12 protein-coding genes are annotated in these 15,733 nt (G+C 59.7%); all 12 read right to left on the bottom strand.

Annotated features, from left to right (window positions below):
* Positions 1-214: 214 nt before the first annotated feature.
* The 12 genes from B9N93_RS07625 to B9N93_RS07570 are packed head-to-tail and all read right to left on the bottom strand — an operon-like array spanning position 215 to position 15,725.
* Positions 215-1,186: a polysaccharide deacetylase family protein gene (locus B9N93_RS07625; RefSeq protein WP_217807278.1), complete on the bottom strand. Its 972-nt coding sequence runs from the start codon at positions 1,184-1,186 to the stop codon at positions 215-217.
* Positions 1,183-2,397: a TIGR04063 family PEP-CTERM/XrtA system glycosyltransferase gene (locus tag B9N93_RS07620; RefSeq protein WP_085212385.1), complete on the bottom strand. Its 1,215-nt coding sequence runs from the start codon at positions 2,395-2,397 to the stop codon at positions 1,183-1,185. The genes B9N93_RS07625 and B9N93_RS07620 overlap by 4 nt, the downstream gene beginning before the upstream one ends.
* Before the next feature lie 21 nt (positions 2,398-2,418).
* On the bottom strand, positions 2,419-4,308 hold the full coding sequence (locus B9N93_RS07615; protein WP_085212383.1) for an XrtA/PEP-CTERM system amidotransferase: 1,890 nt from the start codon (positions 4,306-4,308) through the stop codon (positions 2,419-2,421).
* The gene (locus B9N93_RS07610; protein ID WP_085212381.1) at positions 4,309-5,472 is read right to left on the bottom strand and encodes a TIGR03088 family PEP-CTERM/XrtA system glycosyltransferase; all 1,164 of its coding nucleotides are present in this window, start codon (positions 5,470-5,472) and stop codon (positions 4,309-4,311) included.
* Entirely contained in the window at positions 5,469-7,034 is a 1,566-nt protein-coding gene (gene xrtA, locus B9N93_RS07605; RefSeq protein WP_085212379.1) for an exosortase A, read from the bottom strand. Before xrtA ends, B9N93_RS07610 begins: the two co-directional genes overlap by 4 nt.
* Positions 7,031-8,230 (bottom strand): TIGR03087 family PEP-CTERM/XrtA system glycosyltransferase, encoded by a 1,200-nt coding sequence (locus B9N93_RS07600; protein ID WP_085212378.1) that lies wholly within the window; start codon positions 8,228-8,230, stop codon positions 7,031-7,033. The genes xrtA and B9N93_RS07600 overlap by 4 nt, the downstream gene beginning before the upstream one ends.
* Positions 8,231-8,254: 24 nt before the next feature.
* Complete coding sequence (locus tag B9N93_RS07595; RefSeq protein ID WP_085212376.1) at positions 8,255-9,277, bottom strand: FemAB family XrtA/PEP-CTERM system-associated protein; 1,023 nt, start codon at positions 9,275-9,277, stop codon at positions 8,255-8,257.
* Positions 9,278-9,282: 5 nt separating this feature from the next.
* Entirely contained in the window at positions 9,283-10,179 is an 897-nt protein-coding gene (locus B9N93_RS07590) for an XrtA system polysaccharide deacetylase (RefSeq protein ID WP_254899354.1), read from the bottom strand.
* A gap of 55 nt (positions 10,180-10,234) precedes the next feature.
* On the bottom strand, positions 10,235-11,284 hold the full coding sequence (locus tag B9N93_RS07585) for an XrtA/PEP-CTERM system-associated ATPase (RefSeq protein WP_085212372.1): 1,050 nt from the start codon (positions 11,282-11,284) through the stop codon (positions 10,235-10,237).
* 6 nt (positions 11,285-11,290) lie between these two features.
* Positions 11,291-13,237: a porin family protein gene (locus B9N93_RS24550; RefSeq protein WP_125468886.1), complete on the bottom strand. Its 1,947-nt coding sequence runs from the start codon at positions 13,235-13,237 to the stop codon at positions 11,291-11,293.
* Positions 13,215-14,129 carry an XrtA-associated tyrosine autokinase gene (locus tag B9N93_RS07575; protein ID WP_085212368.1) on the bottom strand — a complete coding sequence of 305 codons (915 nt, stop codon included), beginning with the start codon at positions 14,127-14,129 and terminating at the stop codon, positions 13,215-13,217. Before B9N93_RS07575 ends, B9N93_RS24550 begins: the two co-directional genes overlap by 23 nt.
* Before the next feature lie 24 nt (positions 14,130-14,153).
* A complete protein-coding gene (locus tag B9N93_RS07570) occupies positions 14,154-15,725 on the bottom strand; it encodes an XrtA system polysaccharide chain length determinant (protein ID WP_085212366.1) in 1,572 nt (523 codons plus the stop codon).
* Positions 15,726-15,733 lie beyond the last annotated feature (8 nt).

The raw sequence follows: 15,733 nt of genomic DNA, 5'->3' as shown, positions 1-15,733 counted from the left end.
CCCTCCCGCCCACGAAAAAGCCCGCCATCGCGGGCTTTTTCCTTGTATAAAGAGGCCGGGATTCAGCCGAAACTGGCGTCCATCCGCTTCCTGCGGGTAGATCAAAAATTTTGAACTATTAGGTTGTTCAAGGTCGGGAGCGGCTTGCATGAGCACCTCCATAGGAATGCCGGAACCTTATTCGCAAGCCTTAACTTAGCGCGGAAACTTCCGGCTAGAAATAGGAACGCACGAGGTTCCGCAACAACTGCGGCTGGAATCTGGCCTTATCCCTGGACCAAGGCGTGAACCGCGGCAATTGGAAAGGATCGCTGGCGGCGCAGGCCGCGCCCCATTGGGTGGACACCGCCGCGTCGAAGCCCAGTTCCCGCACGATGGCGGCCTGTTGCGGCAGATAATCACTGCCGGGCTTGCCGTTGGGATAGGCGAACAGGCCGACCCGTTGGTCCAGAATCCCCTCCAGCGCCGCCACGCCCTCGGCGATTTCGGCGCGGACGGCGGCGGGATCGAGCTTGGCCAGGATGGGATGGCGATGGGTGTGGGCACCGATGTCCATCCCGGCTTGGCGCAGGGCTTGGAGTTGGGCCGTGGTCAGCATCAGGTCGGTGGGCAAAGCCGCGCCGGTCAACGCCGCCGCCAATCCGGCGACGGTGTCCTCGCGCCGATCCGGCGGCAGGTATTTCACCTGGGACAGGATAGCCCCGATGGCGCGGGCCTTGGCTTCCGGGCTGGAAAGATCGTGTTCGCCCAGGCCGAAACGCCCGAGATCGACCCGTTCCGGCTTGGCCCGGCGCACCGCCTCGATCACCGTGTCGTTGAACATCCGGCCCCCGTCCAGATAGGCCGTGGCGATGAAAAAACAAGCGGGCAAGCCGTATTTCCGCAGGATCGGCAAGGCGTGGGTGGCGTTGTCGGCATAGCCATCGTCGAAAGTCACGCAGGCGGCGCGGGCGGGCAGCGTGCCGGCCTTGAGGCGGGCGACCGCCTCGCCCAAGGGCAGCACGGCGAACACCCGTTTCAGCAAGCCCATTTCCAGGTCGAAACCGGCGGCGGTGGTTTCCCCCGGAAACAACGGGTCGGCCTCCGGCAGCACGCGATGGTAGATCAGGATGCTGAGCCGCGCCCGCCCGCCCGCCGGCGACAACCCCCGCGCCGCCAGCCGGTAGGCCGCTTCCCACAGGCTCACGGACAGCGCTCCCCGGCCAATTTTTGGTAGATCGGGAGATAGCGTTTCACGCTGGCCTGCCAATTGCGCTCGGTCTCGACGAATTCGCGCCCGGCCCGCTTGATATCCGGCCAGCAGCCGGGCCGGTCCAGCAATTCCAGGAGGGTCCGTTCCAAACTGTCCACCGCGCCTGCCTTGAACAGCCAGCCGGTTTTGCGGTCCTCGATCAATTCCTTGTGTCCGCCCACATCGGAAGCCACCACCAAACGGCCCTGGGCCATGGCCTCCAAGGGTTTCAAGGGCGTCACCAATTCCGTCAGCCGCATGGAACGGCGCGGGTACACGAAAATATCCACCTGATCGTAATATTTCTGCACCTTGTCATGCGGCACCCGGCCCAGGAAAACCACCTTGTCGCCGAGATTCAATTCGGTGGCCTTACCACGCAGATATTCCTCCTGCGGACCGCCGCCGACCAATAACAAACGCAAATCGGGCCGTTGCGCCAATAACCGGGGCATGGCCTCCAATAACAGCGGCAAGCCCTCGTAGGCATAGAACGAGCCGATGAAGCCCAAGACGGTTTTGCCGACCCATCCCAGTTCCCCGCGCAAAGCCGCATCGGGTTCGCCCGCGATCTGGAAGCGCTGGATATCCACCGCGTTGGGAATCACCGTGATCTTTCCGGCGGGGATGCCGCGCCCGATGATATCCTGGCGCAAGCCTTCGCAGATGGTGGTGATGGCCTGCGCCTTCTTGAACACATAAGTTTCCAGGAAATGCGTGCCCCGGTAGCGCAAACCGCCCTCGCGGCTGGTGCCGTGGTCCACCGCCGCGTCTTCCCAGAACGCCCGGCATTCGTACACCAGGGGCAGCGAATACCATTGCGCCACCCGCAGCGCCGCCAAGCCGTTCAGGGCCGGCGAATGGGCATGGAGGATATTGGGCCGCACGTCCTCGATGACCTCGCCCAGGCGCTTGGCCAGGCTATCGACGATGGCGAACTGGTTGAACACCGGCAGCCGGGCGTACCAACTGGCCGAAGGCGGCGAGCGGAAGAACCGGAAACCCTCCACGTCCTCGACCCAGGCCGCCGGCCCTTTGTGCTTGGCCGAGGTGATATGGTAGGTCTCGAAGCCCAGGGCGCGTTGCTGCTCCAAGATGGCGCGGGTACGGAAGGTATACCCGCTGTGCAGGGGAATGGAATGGTCGAGGATATGGAGTATTCGCATAGGTATCGGGAGCAGTGGCGCTTACGGGTCGAGGCGCAGGAATGATTCGTACATCAAAAGCGCCCACAACCCGGCGCTGTGGTCGCGGATACCGGATTGGTGCTGGTCCAGCATGGCTTTGAGATAGTCCATATCGAACCAGCCCGACCCGGCCAGCGCCGGACCCGACACCGCCGCCCGCAGCTTGGCTTGAAGCGGTCCCCGGAACCAAGCCGCCAAGGGGATCGAGAAACCCATTTTCGGGCGGTAGAGGATATTCTTGGACAAATAGGGTTCCAGGGCTTGCTTGAACAGGAACTTGCCTTCCGTGCCGCGTAGTTTCAGCGCGGGCGGCAGGCAGGACACCCATTCCACCAGCGGATGATCCAGCAAGGGCACCCGCACTTCCAGCGCATGGGCCATGCTGGCCCGGTCCACCTTGGTCAGGATATCACCGGGCAGGTAGGTTTTCAGGTCGAGATATTGCGCCAGGGAAATGGGATGCCGGGTCGGTGCCTTCGCGGCCCAGCCGCGCAAGACCTCGACGGCGTGGTAGCCCTGCAACTCGCGCTTGAAGCCGGGGCTGAACATCCGTCCGCGCTGGACATCGGACAACAGTGACACGCCATGGAAATAGCCCTCGACCGAATCCCGCGCCAGGGCTTCCAGGGTGGCCTTGGCCCGCAGCGGTTTGGGCGCCCAATCGGCCTTGGGATACCAACGGCCCAGCGTCCCGAACAGCGGACGGCGCAGCCCCAAGGGTAGCAGCGCACGCACCCGTTCCTCGTAGCCATGGAAGCGGTAGCGCCGATAACCGGCCCAGGTCTCGTCGCCGCCATCGCCGGACAAGGCCACGACGACCTCCTTCCGCGCCAATTCGCAGACGCGGTAGGTCGGCAGGGCGGAACTATCGGCATAGGGTTCGTCGTACAGCCCGGCCAAGCGGTCGATCAGCGAGAAATCCTCGGGATCGACCTGTTCCACCCGGTGATGGGTGTGGTAACGCCCGGCAACCTCGGCGGCGTAGCGCGATTCGTTGTAGGCCGGATCGCCGAAGGCAATCGAACAGGTATTGACCGGCTGCTCGGAAAGACCCGCCATCATCGCCACCACCGCGCTGGAATCGACCCCGCCCGAGAGGAACGCCCCCAGCGGCACATCGGCCACCCGGCGAATGTCCACGGCTTCGCGCAGGCGTTCGATCAATTCCCCACGGACCTGGGCCTCGTCCAGGTTTTCACGCACGGCGAACGGCACGTCCCAATAAGCCACGGGCGCACCCACCGGCCCGCCGCGCCGGAGCGTGAGCGTATGGCCGGGCGGCAGCTTGTACACATCGCGGTAGATGGTCTTGGGATCGGGGACATAGCCATAGGCGAAATAATCCTCGACCGCTTGTGGGTCGATCCGCCTGGGCAGGCCCGGATGCGCCAGCAGGGCTTTCAGTTCGGAGCCGAACACCAAGCAGCCATCGGGCAGGACGGCGTAATGCAAGGGTTTCACGCCCAGCCGGTCGCGGGCCAGGAACAGGGTCCGCCGGGTCCGGTCCCACAGCCCGAAGGCGAACATGCCCCGGAACCGCTCCACGCAAGCCTCGCCCCAGGCTTCCCAGGCGTAGACGATGACCTCGGTATCGCAATGGGTCTCGAAACGGTGGCCCAACGCTTCCAGTTCGGCCCGCAAGGCTTGGAAGTTGTAGATTTCGCCGTTGTAGGTGACGACGACGGTTTTATCCCGGTTGAACAAGGGTTGCTGGCCGCTGGACAGATCGATGATCGACAACCGCCGATGGCCGAAACCCAGGCCGGGTTCGGTATGCACCCCCCCCTCGTCCGGTCCCCGGTGGAACTGGCGTTGATTCATGCGCCCGAGCAAATCCCGGTCGATGCCGCGCCCGCCTTGGATGTCGAAAATGCCGACGATTCCGCACATTTAAGGCGTTCCCTCTGGTTGGGCGGGGTGATGGGCCGCGAGCAATTGAGCGTAGACCGCCTCATAGTTCCGCACCATGGCGTCCAGGCTGAAGCGTTCCTGGACGCGGGCCAGGCCGGCCTCGCCCTGGGCGCGGCGGGTGTCCGGGTCGTCCAGATAACGGGCCAGCGCCGCCGCCAAGGCCGCCGGGTCTTGCCTGGGGACCAGGGTTCCGGTCAGGCCGTCGGCGACCAGTTCGGGATTGCCACCCACCGCCGTGGCGACCACCGGCAACCCCGTCGCCATGGCTTCGAGGATCGTATTGGAAATGCCCTCGGCCTGGGACGGCAGGACGAAAATATCCAGGCCGCGCAGGATCGCGGCCACATCGCCGCGCTCGCCGGGCAACCAGGCCAGGGCTTCGGCCCCGGCGGCGCGGAGCAAGCCGATGGCTTCCGCCCGCAAAGGGCCGTCGCCCACCAGGATCAAACGCAGGTTTTCCCGCCATTGCGGGCGCTGTTCCAGCAACAGGAGGAAAGCCCGCACCAAATTGAGCTGGTCCTTGACGCCATGCATCCGCCCCACCGTGCCCAGCAACACCCGCCCTTCGCCAGCGCCGAACGGACATCCCCCGATCAGCGCCCGGCCCTGCCGCGGCGGATGGAACACGGCGGTATCCACGCCATTGCAAATCCGGGTGATACGGTCTTCCGGTACCCGGACGCGCTCCCGCAGATAATCCTCCAAATGCCGGGACAGCGGAATATAGCGCTGGACCAGGGGTTTATAGGCCCGCCGCAGCCATTGGTATTTGCGGTTGCGGCCCTCGGGGTCGAACACATCCCAGCCATGCTCGCCATGCACCCGCGCCCGGACCCCCGCCCACCAAGCCGGTAATTGGCATTCCAGCGCCGCCAGATTGCGGGTGTGGACCAAGGCAGGCCGCAATTCCCGCAGCAAACGGTAGACCCGCCCATACAGGCCGAAATCCTGGCCTTCCCTGCGGTGCAACTCGTAGACCGGCACCTCCGGCGGCAGGCGCTGGCGGAACTCGGTGGCGTCCTTGAGGCAGACCACGGCATGGCGATAACGTCCGCCGTGGTTGATGAGGTTCACCAAGCCGTTTTCCAGGCCGCCGACGCCAAGCCGGTAGATGATATGGACGATCAACGGCGCCGGGTTCATCGCCGGGCCACCGCTTGATCCAGACTGTGTTCCAGGACGGGCAGCATCGCCTCGGCGAAGCGCCGCAAGACCGGCTCCGCCGTCTTGGGGTCGCCGCTATATTCGGTGGCGAAGATGAAAGCCGCACCCTCGCCGGAACCACCCAGGAGTTTGTCCTTGGCTTCCAAGAGTTTCCCCTGGTAATCGCCGGCGGTACGGCTGCCGCCGATGCGGTTCCAGCGCCACACCAGGAGGCGTTGTCCCGCCGTGGATTTCAATAAGCCTTGCAATACCGTGACCGGCTGACCCGCCAAGGAGACTTCGACCGACCGCTCCTCCGGCATTTTCCAAACATCATGGATTTGGGGGATGAGCATATTGCGGGAGTTGATCAATTCCGCATCCTGCTTTTGATGGCGGTAATAGCGCACATAGACCGCCACCTTGTCCGCGCCGTTGCCATAGGCACGGTCGGCCCCCGCGTCCTGGCCCGAATAATGGGGCGTCCATTCGGTGAAGGCCGGAACAGCTTGCCAAGCCCCGCCGCCTTCCGGCAAGGCCATCACCACCGGGTCCCGGTCCCGGCTGGCTTCCAGGGCTCCGACATAGGCGGCCCGCGCCGGTCCCACGGCGGCGACCAGCAAGGCGAGCACCCACGCCCTGCCGAAAGCCCAACCATCGGGCGCGGTACCGGCCGGGGCCGGAACCGGGGAAGCGGCCTGGGCCACGTCGATATCAGTCCAGAACGAACCGACCCAGAACATCAGTAGCATCACGAAACCGAAGAACACCCAGCCATAGATCAAATGATCGACCCCTACCGCCAAGGTCATGCCGCTCAGATGACCGATCATCACGATCATATAGGCCCGGAGACCATTGGCGATGATCGGCAAGCCCACCGACAAGGCCATGAACGCCAGCCGCCGCCACGGTGATACGTAGCTCATATAGGCATATAAAAACCCCAGGGTGATCGAGGCGATCAAATAGCGCAGCCCGCTGCACGCCTCGATCACCGACCAATCTCCGCTGGGGATGCTGAAGAAAGTACCTTCGCGGAACACCGGGATGCCGGTGAATTGCAGCATCGCCACCGTGAAATCGGCGGTGAAATTCATCAGCGGCGGGACGAGGAATTCCCCCATCGGCACGGCAAAAACCAGGAAGCCCATGGGGAACAACACCGCCCGCAACACCGGCCAGCCCAGCATCCACCACACCAGGGCCGGAATCATGCCCACCAAGGCCAATTGCTCCACCACCAATACATCGATGGCATGGGCCAGCCACCAAGCCAATCCACCCAGGGCCAGCACCGGCGCCGCCCGGTAATCGGGCCGGGGGGCGATCCGCGCCAGCACCGCCCGTTTTTGCCAGATCAACCACACGCTGATGGGAAAGATCAAATAACCATGGGCGTAGGTGTCGGAGCGCTGCCAAATCGCCAGCATCGACGCCAAAGTATCGTGGTAGAGACCCAACAAGGCCGCGACCGCCGCGAGGGTCAGGCCCAAGGCCTTGGGCCAGCCGGGAACCACTTCCGCCCCGGTCCCACCCAGGGCCGAATCCTGTATTTTCATAGCGCCTCCAACCAGCCGCCCAAGCGGGCCAGGCTATTGCTCCAGCCATAACGTTCCAGCACGAAACTCCGGTTCTCCGGCACCACGGCGGGCAAGGCAGCGTCGCGCAACAGATCGAGGGCGACCGAGCGCCAGCTTTCCGCCCCATCCACGACCCGCACCGCCAACGGGGCCGACCCGCATTCGATGCCTTCCATCGCCGGGGACGAGGCCAGCACCGGCTTGGCCAGGGCCAGGGCTTCCAGCACCTTATTCTGTATGCCCCGCGCGATCCGCAGGGGAGCCACCGCGCAGCGGGCATGATGCAGATAGGGCCGGACATCGGGTACCGCGCCCGTCACCACGATCCCATCGCGCCGCCCCAAGGCCGCCACCGCCGCCGTAGGCCGGGAACCCACCACATAAAACCGGGCTTGCGGGCATTCGCGGCGCAGGGCGGGCCACACCGCGTCGGCAAACCACGCCACGGCGTCCACATTGGCCCAATAATCCATGGCCCCGGTAAATACCAGGGGTTTCACATCCTCGGGATAGGGATTGGGATAATCCTGTCCTGGATTGAAATAATCGGTATCCACACCATTTTCCAAAGCCCGCACCCGCGCCGCCACCTCCGGAGCCAGGGTTTTGAACAAACCGGCCTCGTGTTCCGAAACAAACAAGGCATGGGTCGCATGAGCGGCGACGCGGCGGTCGAAATCCAGGAGTTTCTTAGCCTCCCGGCGATAAATCCAGGCGGTCGGCCAAGGTTTATTCCCGGCATATTGCCGCCATTTATCGGAATCCACATCCACGAAATCGACGATACACGGCACGGCGGGATGGGGTTCGGCATACTGGGCCATGGCCGAGGAAAACACCAGGATACCCGCGACCTGGGTGCGGGCGAGCAAGCCATCGACCCAAGCCGACATCCGCCGATCCGCATAATAAGGGATACTCAAAGCCGCGCCGCTCACCAACCCTTTCAAACCGCGGAGCTTGGCGAGTTTGGGATGCAAAGGCAATAAGCAGGTTCCGGCGCAATAGCACTCCACCTCCGGGATATGGCGCAGGTCCTCGGGGTCGTCCACGAAAGCGCCCAAATGCACCCGGTAGGATTCCGATAAATACTTCAACCAATGGAACGAGCGTATCTTATCGCCCTTGTTGGGCGGAAATGGAATGCGGTGGGCGAGAAACAAAATGTCTTTCATGGCTGGTAGGCATTCCCCGCGCGCTCAACCCAGATTACGGGCGATCCAAGGCCCGACCAGTTTGCTCATCGGCACCGGCAAATGTCGCCACGCCGCCACGAACAAACGGTATTTCGGATTCAAGGGGTTAATATCGGGCATTTTCCCGGCCCGCACCAATTCATATTCGTAGGGCAAAGGTTCAGGCTCGAAACCCCAATGAGTCTTGAAACGATAAGACCCGGTGCCCTCCTTGCTACGGCCAAAATCGAACACCCGCACGCCTTTTTCCACCGCCCGGCGCATGACTTCCCAATACATGAAATCATTGGCTTTCAAATCGCGGGCCTGTTCGATACCACCGCCATAATAAGGCAGCACCTGGTCGCGGAAATAAAAATTCATCACGCTGGCGACAGGCCGCCCTTGGTATTCCACGGTCAGGATTTCGCAAGCCTCGCCGAACACTTGCTTGAGCAGGATGAATAAACGTTTGGGGAATACCGGCGTCCCCAGGTTGCGGACGCTTTCGGCATAGGCATCGTAAAACCGGTCCACCCCGGTATCGATAACGCTGGATAACCCCGCCGCGATCCCCTTACGGATCATGGCCCGCTGTTTCCGGGGTACGGCGTTCATATTCTGGTCTGGATTGGGGTCCAAGGTTTTGCGAAAAGTCACATATAGAGATTTGGTGGGACGCCCGGAACCCGAGGCGACCCGGTTGCGGAACTCCAGATAATCGACCTGGAGTTCATGGGCCATACGCACCGCATACGCCTCCAAAGCCTGCCGCGCTTCTGGGGATTCCGCCGCCACGCCGCCATAGACGCAAAATGGGCTGGAAATCAAAGCATTGCCGAATAATAAGCTCTTGACCTGCCCCAAGGGCAAAACCCCGACGATGCGACCCGCCGCCTCGGCATAGAGGAAGGTCTGGGGATGTCCCAGGGCTTGCTCGACCACCCGTTTCCAGCCAGCCTTATGGAAAAAACCCGCCTCCGGGCAAGTTTCCACAAACGCATCCCACTCGCCCTCGCGGTTCTCATCTAATACTTTGATCTGCATGGGGCTTACCGGACAGCGGAGTGGATTTCGGTTTTGGACAGGAAAACATTCGCCATGGTATCCCAGACGAAATCACGCAATAGGGCGGTCAAGCGGGTTTCCATTTTGGAAAGATTGAGATAATGGCGGAAACGGGTTTTCAGGCCGATTCCCGATTGGCGTGGCTGATCGGGATCGATTTCCCAAGGGTGAAAATAAAATATACAGGATTCCCTGTCGATCCGGTTCACCCGCCGCATCGCCCAGCGCGATAGAGGATAGGGTAATAGCCTGAAATAGCCGCCCCCGCCACAAGGATAATTATTCCCGCCCAACTTCACGGTAGTGACGGGCAACTCCAATAACCCATCGCCGGAAGCGGTGGGATGGAATGCAAATCTGGGAGCTTCGGGCATCCCATATAAATCATGGCGGACCGGATAGATACTGGAGCTATATTGGAACCCCAGTTCTTCCAATATCGGAAACGCCCATAGATTCTTGGCTCCGATGGAATAACTGGCCGCACGATAACCCAGGATGGGCTGGCCGGAAATATCTTCCAGTATATGCTTGGCAAGCCTGACATCCTCCCGGAATTCATCAGGGGTTTGTTGGGTCACCCGGACATGAGCAAGTCCATGGCAAGCCAATTCATGGCCGGCCTCGACGATGCGACGCACCAAACCTGGATAGCGCCGCGCTACCCAGCCCAGGGTGAAAAACGTGGCTTTTATCCCGCGCCCAGCGAACAAGGCTAATATCCTATCGGTATTCGATTCCACCCGGCACGGCAAGCGATCCCACGCTTGACGTGGAATATAAGGTTCGAAGGCCGAAACCTGGAAATAATCCTCCACATCCACCGTCATGGCATTGACCGGTTGATGATCGGACGCGGTTCCCGATATTTTCGCTAACACGCTATCACCCCGAAACAAACAAATGGCATGGTATAAAAACGCCCCATTGGCATGGCTATTCTATCGGGGTATCCTGATAAACTTGTTCCATATCCAATTGCAATAAAATCGCCTTCCTCAGCAAAGCCCGCTCTTTATTCACGGTATTACGTAACCCGGCCACCGTGCGTTCCAGTTGGGCCAAACGCTCCTCGATATTACCCGATGGCATTTCATATCTAGCGGCACCCGCATGGATATGTTCCATTGGCGTGGTTTCATCGGTTTCTGAAATCACCGAGGACCGGCTACGAACGGCATCTTGTTCAATCTCGCCAACCACGGTTTTGACAGATACTTCATCCAATTCATGCAATTCTTCGAGATACCCATAGAGCATCAATCGATCACAGAGGGTATTGATGATCCTGGGGGTTCCCGAAGTATATTGATAAATCTCGCGAAAAGCCCCGTCGCTGATTTTGGGATCATGATTCCAACCCGCAGTCGTCAAGCGGTGCAAGATATATTCCTTGGCTTCCTCTTCCTCCAGCGGCCGCAAATGGTAGATCGCGGTAATCCGCTGCCTGACCTGCTCCATTTTATTGCCTTTCAAGGTAGAGCGTAGTTCTTCCTGGCCCAGCATGAAAACCTGGAATATCGGCTTGCCGTCCATTTCGAAATTCAGCAGCATCCGCAATTCCTCCATGGATTGGAATGGCAGGTTTTGCGCCTCGTCCACCACCAATAATACCCGTTTGCCTTCCCGCGCCTTGAGTTTGAAAAAATTTTCGAGGTTTTTCAGCAAAATCGCCTTGGCATCGCCATCATAGGATAAGCCAAAGGTCGCCGCGACGATGCGCAGCGTATCTTCCGCCCCGACTTGGGAAGTAACCATCAAACCGGCCACAACGCGCTTGTTGCTCAAGGTTTCGAACAGTTCTTTGACCAACATGGTCTTACCGGTACCGGGAGCGCCAGTTACCACCACGAAACCCTCGCCCTGGGCCAAGCCATAGCGCAAATAAGCCAAAGCACGTCGATGCACCGCGCTGTTAAAGAAAAACTCGGGGTCCGGATTGAGTTGGAAGGGTTTTTTCTTCAGATTGTAGAAAGCGTCATACATGGCGGCTTAAAACCTTACGAACACATTGGCCATCACCCTGTCCTCGATATAACTATTGGCTTGATTACTAGAGGTTTGCTCGGAATGCCAGTAGTTCAAACCTCCACTCATCCCCTTGGCAAACGTCCGATATATCCCCAAAGATACCATTGAGAAATCATTACTGCTTTTCAATTGAGATGAGTTGGTGGCATCGGTGGATTGCCATGCGAACATCAATTGCGACGTGGTGTTTTTCATGAAACGCCAACTCCAAGCGGCGGACAGCCCCAATAAATCCTGGCTACCTGAATATTGATAATCGATATTGGCTTGGTAGCCGGAAAAATTGAGATTGGTTTTGGAAAAATGGATACCCACGCCCACCTGACCTCTTTTCTGGGTAATGGCCTCGTTGGTGAGCGTGGGCTGGTTGATCGGTATGAATAATTGGTTATTGGCGGAACCCGCTCCGCCGCCCTGGTCAAAAACCTGCTGGTTCGCCAGTACGATCTGGGAGGTGGTGATATACTCGTTATATGAGGCCAGTAAACTCGTCAAGCGGGTAGCGTGGCAAAAAAAGGCATTCCATGTGGTACCGGCATTGAATCCACCCAATTGCCCCACCGATCCATTGTTTGTCCCCCCGACATTGCTGACACCCGACAAACTGCCGAATCCTCCCAAGCCTCCGGTACCATAACCGCCGAGGCCCAATCCGCTACCCATCCCGCTCAGATTGCCTAGGCCACCCATGCTGCCCATGCCCAATGATCCATTCGCATTGGCACCGCAATTACTTCCGTTTCCTCTGCTTATTCCAGCACCCGAAAATCCTGTCCCTCCCGTTTGACCACTGCCACTGCTACCATAGCTATTATTATTACTACTATACCCCTGATAACCACCACCATAACTACTACCCCCATAGCCCCCATAACCTCCGCCCACATTGCTATCACGGAACGTGACATTGAAGTAGGTCCGCTTGCTAGGCTGCCACAAGGCGGATATGAAATAATTATTCGGCCCATACCCCGCCTGCAAAAACGTTTTACGGCTTGGCGACCAAATCAAGCCCGCGTTCCAATAGCCACCGTTGCGGGCGCTGTTCACGCTCGAAGTGTTGCCGCCGAAGTTATTCTGAAAACTGCCGGCCTGGATGAAAGGCTCAAATTGCTCACTCCAGCGATAACGTACTTCCCCATTCAAGTTGCGATAAGCGTAGTTATTGCTGCTGGAGCTAGAATTCTCCAGGAAACTATCTTGATTAATAAAATTCGCCCGCCACCCCAGAATATTGAACTCCTTGCCATTATATAAGTTCAAATATTCGCCCACCAAATTGGAACCGCTACTCCCGCCACCATTCACGCCGCCACCGGAAATACCCGACACATTGGAGTATCTCACCCCTACCACGCCATCGACGTATCCGCCAAAGTGTGGGGTCCAATAAGGATTGACGCTAAACGTCTTATATTCGCTAGAATTGCCCGGCCTGGATATATTATCCAATTGATAGCGCGGGTTTAATAGAGAGCTATTATTATATTGACCAACCGTGCCATAAGCCGTTACGAACAATGATTTTTTAATCACCTCGCCGTGGGTGTTGAGTTGCAAAAAATTACTGATCCTCGAATATGATTCGCTCCCCTGGTAAAACAGGTTCTGCATACTGTAATTCAAGTTGAGATTCCATTTCCCCTGGCGCTGGATCGAAATTCCCGGCCTGAGCAGGGTGGTGAAGGAATCCTGGTTTTTTTGCGACCCGGTGGCCGCATTGGAGAGGTTGATATTGCTCGAATAGATTTCGCTACCTTGCACATATAAGTTATTGCGCCAGTATTCGGCAGCGGCGTCCCCCGGCACCAGGGCCACCCCCACGGATACCAGCGCGGCTACGGCGGACGCCCGGCCCTCCGGCCAGGCTTCACGGCAAGCATCCCTAGTCTTTCTGATGTTGCCCATAAAACCCGTAGCCGTAGCCGTAGCCGTAGAAATATCCGTAATAATTGAAACCAAACCCCTTCTTGGTCTTATTCAAAACGCAACCCACGACATCGCAGCCTTCGAGTTTGGCGATGGACTCCTGCACCACATACTGGGGCGTGGAATCGGCCTCGATCACCAGGACGATTTGCCCCACCAACCTCGCCAATACCGCGCCCTGGGTCGCGGCCAGGAGCGGCGGCGAATCGAAAATCACGATGCGGTCGGGATAGCGCTCGGATAACTCCCTGACCAGTTTCTTCATGGCGTCGCTGGCCAACAATTCGGTCGAATGGCGGTCCTGCTTACCGGCCGGCAATAGGGTGAAATTAGGGATATCGGTTTTCACCGCGACATCGGAAAAACGCAAGCTCTTGTCTTTGAGCAAATCGGTCAGGCCGGTTTCGACCGGGATGCCGAACAAGCCGGCGATGGAGGGCTTGGCCACGTCGCCGTCGATCAGCAATACGTTCTTGTCGCGCTCCATCGCGATACTCAGGGCCAGGTTCATGGCCGTGAAGGTTTTCCCCTCGCCCGGCACGCTGCTGGTCACCAAAATAAGATTGGCCCGCTCGATGCCGTTGTCCTCTTCCGGGAAGGCGTTCATCAGCAAAGGCCGCTTGATGACCCGGTATTCCTCGGCCAGGGCGGTGGTGGCCATCTCCGGCACCAGCATCCCACGGGCCTTGAGGGAAACCCAATCCACCGGGTAACTCTTGGACACCTGGCGCGGCTCCGCCAGCGGGGCGATATCGGGGGTTTCGGACGGGACCGCCGCCCGCCGGGTTTCGGGCTGGACCTGGACCTCGGGTTCGGGCGGGGCTTGGAAAGGGTCCAGTTCCATCGCCTTGTTGACGGCTTTTTCGATCATGCTCACTGGGGCACGCTCCTGGCTTTAAATAAAGGGAGGCAGGTGATAACCCTTGACCTCCAGGGTCAACACCCCCGCGAACACCAATAACAACACCGCGAAAGAGATTACGAAATTCACGAATTGCCGCCATTTGCGCCGCCTGACATCGGGTATCCAGTTCATGGACACGCTGCCCAGCACCGGCAGGTTGGTGACTTCCCTGAGTTTCTGGGTGCTGGCATAGGCGGGGCGTAACAGGGCCAGGAAGATGGCCAGGGCCAAACCGCCGCCGACCCCCACGAACAGCACCAGGGTCGATAATAATATCCGGTTGGGTGCGGCGGGCTTGGTGGGCACCTGGGGCGGATCGACGATGCGGAATTTGACGCTGTCGGTATTCTGCTCGACGTTCTCCGACATGCGCGCGGTTTCGCGCCGGGTCAGCAATTGGTTGTAGTTGGTCTTGATGGCCTCGTAGTCGCGGTTCAACCCCTGCAACTGGGTTTCCACCTTGAGGCGCTGGTCCATTTGCTGCTTGAGGCTCTCGATCTTGCTTTCGTAGTTCTTGACGCGGGAGGCCAGGGTGGCGACATTGGCCTCGGCTTCGCCCAGGGCCAGCTTCATCTGCTGATACACGGGATTTTCGGCCACGCCGGGCGGCGGTCCCCCGTCGGCGCGGCTTGCGGCCTTGGCCTTGGCGGACTCTTCTTCCTTTTGGCGCTCCAAATCGGCCAAGGTCTTGCGGGCGGCGACCACATCGGGATGGCTCTTGGTGTACTTGAGCATCAATTCGTCCAATTTGGACTGTAGCGTCTGGATGCGCGTATCCAAGGGCGTGGTTTCGGCTTCCTGCGCCGGGGTCTCGGCACCACGCTCCGCCGCCGTGGCCTCTTCGTCCTCCAACTGCCTTTGCATTTCGTCGCGGCGGTCCATGGCTTCCTGCTGGGCCATCTTGGCCTCCTCCAACTGCTTGGCCAAGGCCGACACCTGGTCGTACATATTGGCCCCTTCGCCCGGCAGCATCCCGTAATTGGCGCGTTTGAACTCCTCCCTGGCCTTTTCCGAAACCTGGAGCCGGGTTTCGTATTCCTTGATCTGCTGGTCGAGGAATTTCTGGGCGGAATTGGAATCCTCGCGCGATTCGCCCAGGGTTTGCTCGACGAAGATGGTCAGCAAAGCCTGCACCACCTTCTTGGCGACCTTGGGGTCGGGGTCTTGGAAGGCGATGGTGAACAAATCGCTCTCGCCGCCGCTGATCTTCATGGAATCCTGTAGGCGCTTGACCAGTTCCTCCATGGCGGTCTCGTTCTTGACCCCGAGGTCGAGGTCGGTCATGCGGGCGACCTTCTCCAGGTTGGGGCGGCTGAACATCAGTTTCGCCATCAGGCGGATGCGGCCCGAAACGTCCGGTTGGATCGCGAGGCCGGTGAGCAGGGGGCGCAGCACCGAGCGGGTATCGACATGGACGCGGGCCTCGGCCTCGTAGCGGTCCGGCATCTGCGAGACGAACACCCAGCCCAGGAGGCACACCAGCCAGGCCGTGACCGCCATGGTCCATTTGTAACGGGTCGCCCCCTGGGCGTGGTTCAGGAGATCGCCTATCAACTCATGCATGGAGCGTT

The organism is Methylomagnum ishizawai (assembly GCF_900155475.1).
Lineage (GTDB): Bacteria > Pseudomonadota > Gammaproteobacteria > Methylococcales > Methylococcaceae > Methylomagnum > Methylomagnum ishizawai_A.
The sequence above is the reverse complement of the archived record's forward strand: the minus strand, read 5'-3'. Positions and strand labels throughout refer to the sequence as shown.

Excerpts from the sequence above, each read along its gene's own strand:
- xrtA (WP_085212379.1), bottom strand. The coding sequence starts at position 7,034 with ATGAAAATACAGGATTCGGCCCTGGGTGGGACCGGGGCGGAAGTGGTT.
- B9N93_RS07620 (WP_085212385.1), bottom strand. The coding sequence starts at position 2,397 with ATGCGAATACTCCATATCCTCGACCATTCCATTCCCCTGCACAGCGGG.
- B9N93_RS07610 (WP_085212381.1), bottom strand. The coding sequence starts at position 5,472 with ATGAACCCGGCGCCGTTGATCGTCCATATCATCTACCGGCTTGGCGTC.
- B9N93_RS07595 (WP_085212376.1), bottom strand. The coding sequence starts at position 9,277 with ATGCAGATCAAAGTATTAGATGAGAACCGCGAGGGCGAGTGGGATGCG.
- B9N93_RS07570 (WP_085212366.1), bottom strand. The coding sequence starts at position 15,725 with ATGCATGAGTTGATAGGCGATCTCCTGAACCACGCCCAGGGGGCGACC.
- B9N93_RS07600 (WP_085212378.1), bottom strand. The coding sequence starts at position 8,230 with ATGAAAGACATTTTGTTTCTCGCCCACCGCATTCCATTTCCGCCCAAC.
- B9N93_RS24550 (WP_125468886.1), bottom strand. The coding sequence starts at position 13,237 with ATGGGCAACATCAGAAAGACTAGGGATGCTTGCCGTGAAGCCTGGCCG.
- B9N93_RS07575 (WP_085212368.1), bottom strand. The coding sequence starts at position 14,129 with ATGATCGAAAAAGCCGTCAACAAGGCGATGGAACTGGACCCTTTCCAA.
- B9N93_RS07615 (WP_085212383.1), bottom strand. The coding sequence starts at position 4,308 with ATGTGCGGAATCGTCGGCATTTTCGACATCCAAGGCGGGCGCGGCATC.
- B9N93_RS07585 (WP_085212372.1), bottom strand. The coding sequence starts at position 11,284 with ATGTATGACGCTTTCTACAATCTGAAGAAAAAACCCTTCCAACTCAAT.